Raw genomic sequence first — 4,942 nt, 5'->3', positions numbered from 1 at the left:
TTCATCATACTTCGGATAATTGTAGCGCCACTTGTCATATTCGTCACGGTTAATGTCGCCGTTATGATATTTCTCGGATTGTTCAGCCCACGCAGCGAGCATTTCTGAAAGCTCGGCAGCATCTGTTCCTTTTTTAGGGTCTGCATACATTGAAACACCGTTTTCAGTCTTTAATATTGTCAATCCGTATCTGTCCTCTAATGTAAACAAGGTGTGCATTAACCCTATGTAACTGTCAATGTCAGGAACAGAAAGAGCCTGTGGCGATATATCGAAAACCTCTGCAAGTTTATTTGTTAAATCAGCCTTAGGCGTTCTACTTCCGGATTCATACTGTGCCATACGAATGTCAGCGGTTTTTTCGGGAAATCCGACCACCTGTCCTAAATATTTCTGTGTCATTCCGCAAAGATTACGAAAGAACCTTATTCTCTCTCCGATTGCCATAAAATTTACGCTCCCTTATTCATATAATGTGCAAACAGTATATCATATATGTTTAGTATATGTCAAGTAACATAAAACAAAAAAGTTTAATATTTTTACGAAAACCACTTGACATAACGGAATATGTTTAGTATAATCATTAAGCAAATAGCGTTAAGTTGTTTGCGAAAACTGAATATCCGTCATACATCACGGTAATGGTGTATCCGCTCGGGCAAATCGGAATGCGGTCAGAAAGTATCCGACAATAAATAACCAAAACAATTATAAAGGAGGTGTTTTTTATGACAGAAAAGTCTTTTATCAGAGCCGATGAGGTTGCAGAAGAATTGGATGTATCGAAATCTTATGCATATAAGGTTATAAAACAGCTCAATGATGAGTTGAGTGCAAAAGGATATATCACAGTTGCAGGACGCATCAGCCGACAGTATTTTAATGAAAGAGTTTACGGAGCAGAAAGGAGAGAGGTATAATGCCGGCTTACAAAAACAAAGATAACGGAACTTGGTATGTGATGACTCAATACACAAACTGGAAAGGCGAACGCAAGCCAAAGTGTAAGCGAGGATTTGATACCAAACGAGAGGCGCAGGAGTGGGAGCATACTTTCCGACAACAAAATTCGGGAGATTTGGATATGCCCTTTTCCGCCTTTGTTGAAATTTATTGCCGAGAGCAAAAGCCACGATTAAAGGAAAGCACTTGGCAAACAAAAGAAAATATTATTCAGCAGAAAATTCTGCCGTATTTTGAAAATTACAAAATCAATGAGATTACAACCAAAGATGTACGAGCGTGGCAAAATGAAATGCTTGCATATCGTAATGAGGAGAATAAGCCCTATTCATCATCCTATCTGAAAACGCTGCACAATCAACTTTCTGCCATATTTAATTATGCGGTAAGATTTTATGATTTGCGTAGCAATCCCGCCGCAAAAGCCGGAAATATGGGTAGTGAAGAACGCAAGGAAATGCTGTTTTGGACAAAGGAAGAATATCAAAAGTTCTCCGAAGTAATGATGGATAAACCGATTTCTTATTATGCTTTTCAAATGCTTTATTGGACAGGTATCCGTGAGGGAGAATTGCTTGCTCTTACCCCTGCTGATTTTGATTTTGAAAAAGGAACGGTAAAAATCAGCAAAACATATCAGCGAATAAAAGGTGAAGATATGATTACTTCACCGAAAACAAAGAAAAGTAACCGAACGGTGCAAATGCCGGATTTTCTTTGTACTGAAATGCAGGAGTTTTTCAATATGCAGTACGGGCTGAAAAGGAAAGACCGCATTTTTAACATAACGAAAAGCTATCTTCATCACGAAATGGACAGAGGTTCAAAAGCCGCAGGTGTAAAGCGTATTCGTATTCACGATTTAAGGCACAGTCATATCAGCCTTTTAATTGATATGGGATTTTCGGCAGTCGCCATTGCAGACCGAGTGGGACACGAGAGTATAGAAATTACTTATCGCTATGCGCATCTGTTCCCGTCAAAGCAAAAAGAAATGGCAATAAAACTTAATTTTATGAATAAAGGAGTGTGATATTATGTCAGCCAAAAATGTTGATAAGTATAATCGTTTTCGCAGTATTACCGTAGCTTTCAGAGTATCTCCCGAAGAACAAAAAGAGCTGAACAGAGCAATTGCTCTTTCGGGATTGCCCAAGCAGGAATATTGCTATCGCAAATGTATGGAGCGTGAGGTGGTAGTTCAACCGAGTCCGAGAGTTTACAAGGCTCTTAAAACTCAAATGGAATTCATCCTTAATGAATTGCAACGAATTGATGTCGGTGGGAGCATTGAGCCGGAACTTCTTGATACTATTGACCTTATCGCTACCACAATGAACGGATTGAAAGGAGATGGTAACAATGGAAAATAAAAAAATGACCACTCCGATTGTATCTGTTGGCGCAGATACGGAGCAGTCACCAAATGTATGTAATGATAGTATAACCGATTTTAATGAGGATGGCAAGAGCTTAGATGATTATCTTGAGGAAATGCAAAAAGAATTTTCAAAGCAGATGAGTCCGTCATATCTTAAAACAGTTTCGATGAGCGAGTTGTATGATACGGTTTTTAATGTTCAAACACCGTTGATAGACGGTTTGCTACAAAGAGGTACTTATATTTTTGCAGGCTCTCCAAAGGTGGGTAAAAGTTTTATGATGGCACAGCTTGCTTATCACATAAGCACAGGCACACCGTTATGGGGTTACAAAGTGCGAAAGTCAACTGTGCTTTACTTTGCACTTGAAGATGACTACCCCCGCTTGCAAAAGCGATTGTTTCAAATGTTTGGAGCTGAGGAAACAGATAATCTGTATTTTGCCACACAATGTAAAACATTAAACGAAGGCTTGGACGAACAAATTAAAGGCTTTATGGAAGAACATTCAGATACAGGCTTGATCATTATCGACACATTAAAGCGTGTTCGTGAAGCCGGCGGAGCCGATTACAGCTATGCAAGTGACTATGATATTGTAGCAAGGCTCAAATCATTGGCGGACAGCTACAATGTTACAATGCTCATTGTTCACCATACTCGCAAGCAAAAAGCGGAAGATATTTTCGATATGATTTCAGGAACAAACGGATTGATGGGAGCCGCCGACGGAGCGTTCGTTCTAAGCAAAGAAAAACGAACTTCTAATAATGCCACACTTGATGTTGCCGGTAGGGACCAACAAGATATGAAAATTCATCTTGTGAGAGATGCCGAAAAACTAATTTGGAATTTTGAAAAGTCCGAAACAGAATTGTGGAAAGAGCCGCCTGAGCCGTTACTTGAAAAAATTGCTACAACTCTTTTGTCGGAAAGTAAAGTGTGGGAAGGTACTGCTTCCGAACTATGTGACATTCTCGGAGAAGATGTTAAACCAAATGTTCTTTCATTGAGGTTAAGTATAAATGCAAACCGACTGCTTAAAGATTATGGCATTCACTACAAAGCAAGTCGAACGCATAACGGACGAAAACTATCTCTTATGAAATAGGCGTGTCAATGTGTGACGACCGTGACAAACATTTTAGTAGCGTGCATAGGCATAAAACATTGTCGCCACCGTCACGGTTTGACACGCATTAAAGTTTTTGCAGGGTGCAGGTGGCTTTTTTCAAAAAGCTACTCCTGCCTCTCGGAGAGCGCAAAACCTGCTTGCAGGTTGCATTTTTGATGGGCTTGCCTGTCAAAAGTGCTTTTGCGTTACTCTTGACAAGAGTAACAGAACCGAGGACGAGCAAGTTTATGAGATTGGAGGTATAACTTATGCAAAGAACGATAAGCGCAATGGTGGGTAAAGGCTCGGTCAATCACAACAGCCGCAAGTTCAAGGCTGAAAATGTTGACGGGATCAGAACGCATTTGAACATTGATTACTGTAACGAGCCGATAAAGAAAATCTATCACGAATTGTTTGACGAAGCACTAAAAAGATACAACGAAAAGCAGACAAGAGCCGACCGCAGAATAGAAAACTACTATGAGAAAATCAGAAACTCAAAGCAAGAAAAGCCGTTTCACGAACTGATTTTACAGATTGGCGATAAGGAAAATATGAGCGTCGAAAGCGAAAACGGACAGCTTGCACGGCAGGTTTTAGATGAGTATTATCGGGGATTTCAAGAGCGAAATCCCAACCTAAAAGTGTTCTCTGCTCATCTGCATATGGACGAGGCAACGCCCCATTTGCATATTGATTTTGTTCCGTTCACAACCGGCAGCAACCGTGGACTTGACACGAGAGTATCACTAAAGCAGGCGCTTGCCGCACAAGGATTTAAGGGCGGAACCCGTGGAGATACCGAGTGGAATCAATGGGTAAGCGCAGAAAAATCTGCACTCGCATTCGTTATGGAACGACACGGAATTGAGTGGGAACACAAAGGAACGCACGAAAAACATTTGTCTGTTCTTGATTATAAAAAGCAAGAAAGAACAGCAGAACTTGAACAATTGGGTGCTAAAATCGAAGAAAAGCAAGCCGAATTTAATGTGTTATCCGAGCGAGTGTTAAACTATGATGATGGTTTGGAAAAATTAAGGAATGTGGAAGAAATGCTCGATAATGCCCCCGAATATCAGCTCTCCGAACCGCAAAGTTTTATGTCTGCAAAAGCATATAAAACCAAAATTGCAGAGCCGCTTATTCAAAAATTAAAAGCGTTAATCAAGACGGCATTGGCTCGTTGCTTTGAAGGTTGGGACAATTACCATAGATTAAATATCACGAACGGCAATCTCTATCGTGAGAACGAAATGTTATCGAAAATCAACAGTAAGCTGAAAAACGAAAACGAAAATTTGCGTTCAGAGGTCAAAGATTACAAACTTTTGCGCAAAGTTTTCGGGCATAAACAGATTGACGAGTTGCTTGAACAGGCAAGAAATATTAAAGGTCGTAAGCGTGAAAACCCACGCTCAAGATAAATAAATTTTTGGAGGTAAAACAAAATGGCAAACACAATTTTTGAACAAAC

General features: G+C 40.0%; 7 protein-coding genes. 6 read left to right on the top strand and 1 reads right to left on the bottom strand.

The annotated features are described in order from the left end of the window. Positions 1–447: helix-turn-helix domain-containing protein (locus RBATCC27255_RS05780; RefSeq protein WP_101029137.1), on the bottom strand; the 447-nt coding region annotated here is incomplete at its 3' end. Between the two features lie 284 nt (positions 448–731). Here RBATCC27255_RS05780 and RBATCC27255_RS05775 point away from each other — a divergent pair. From RBATCC27255_RS05775 to RBATCC27255_RS05755, 6 genes are all read left to right on the top strand, one after another. Beyond that, positions 732–923: an HTH domain-containing protein gene (locus RBATCC27255_RS05775; RefSeq protein ID WP_101029136.1), complete on the top strand. Its 192-nt coding sequence runs from the start codon at positions 732–734 to the stop codon at positions 921–923. Then, positions 923–1,999, top strand: a complete 1,077-nt coding sequence (locus RBATCC27255_RS05770; protein WP_101029135.1) for a site-specific integrase — start codon at positions 923–925, stop codon at positions 1,997–1,999. The genes RBATCC27255_RS05775 and RBATCC27255_RS05770 overlap by 1 nt, the downstream gene beginning before the upstream one ends. 4 nt (positions 2,000–2,003) lie before the next feature. Next, a complete protein-coding gene (locus RBATCC27255_RS05765) occupies positions 2,004–2,339 on the top strand; it encodes a plasmid mobilization protein (RefSeq protein WP_101029134.1) in 336 nt (111 codons plus the stop codon). Continuing rightward, positions 2,329–3,459, top strand: a complete 1,131-nt coding sequence (locus tag RBATCC27255_RS05760; RefSeq protein WP_101029133.1) for an AAA family ATPase — start codon at positions 2,329–2,331, stop codon at positions 3,457–3,459. Before RBATCC27255_RS05765 ends, RBATCC27255_RS05760 begins: the two co-directional genes overlap by 11 nt. A 97-nt stretch (positions 3,460–3,556) precedes the next feature. Further along, positions 3,557–3,763 (top strand): hypothetical protein, encoded by a 207-nt coding sequence (locus tag RBATCC27255_RS10460; RefSeq protein WP_169923274.1) that lies wholly within the window; start codon positions 3,557–3,559, stop codon positions 3,761–3,763. Continuing rightward, the gene (locus RBATCC27255_RS05755; protein WP_242958582.1) at positions 3,732–4,892 is read left to right on the top strand and encodes a plasmid recombination protein; all 1,161 of its coding nucleotides are present in this window, start codon (positions 3,732–3,734) and stop codon (positions 4,890–4,892) included. Before RBATCC27255_RS10460 ends, RBATCC27255_RS05755 begins: the two co-directional genes overlap by 32 nt. Positions 4,893–4,942: the final 50 nt, after the last annotated feature.

This window comes from Ruminococcus bromii (assembly GCF_002834225.1).
In the GTDB taxonomy this organism is placed as follows: domain Bacteria; phylum Bacillota; class Clostridia; order Oscillospirales; family Acutalibacteraceae; genus Ruminococcoides; species Ruminococcoides bromii.
This window is presented reverse-complemented; position numbering and strand designations above follow the sequence as displayed.

What these genes read in the sequence shown, in the direction of transcription:
- RBATCC27255_RS05775 (WP_101029136.1), top strand. Translation starts at nt 732, where the DNA reads ATGACAGAAAAGTCTTTTATCAGAGCCGATGAGGTTGCAGAAGAATTG.
- RBATCC27255_RS05770 (WP_101029135.1), top strand. Translation starts at nt 923, where the DNA reads ATGCCGGCTTACAAAAACAAAGATAACGGAACTTGGTATGTGATGACT.
- RBATCC27255_RS05765 (WP_101029134.1), top strand. Translation starts at nt 2,004, where the DNA reads ATGTCAGCCAAAAATGTTGATAAGTATAATCGTTTTCGCAGTATTACC.
- RBATCC27255_RS05760 (WP_101029133.1), top strand. Translation starts at nt 2,329, where the DNA reads ATGGAAAATAAAAAAATGACCACTCCGATTGTATCTGTTGGCGCAGAT.
- RBATCC27255_RS05755 (WP_242958582.1), top strand. Translation starts at nt 3,732, where the DNA reads ATGCAAAGAACGATAAGCGCAATGGTGGGTAAAGGCTCGGTCAATCAC.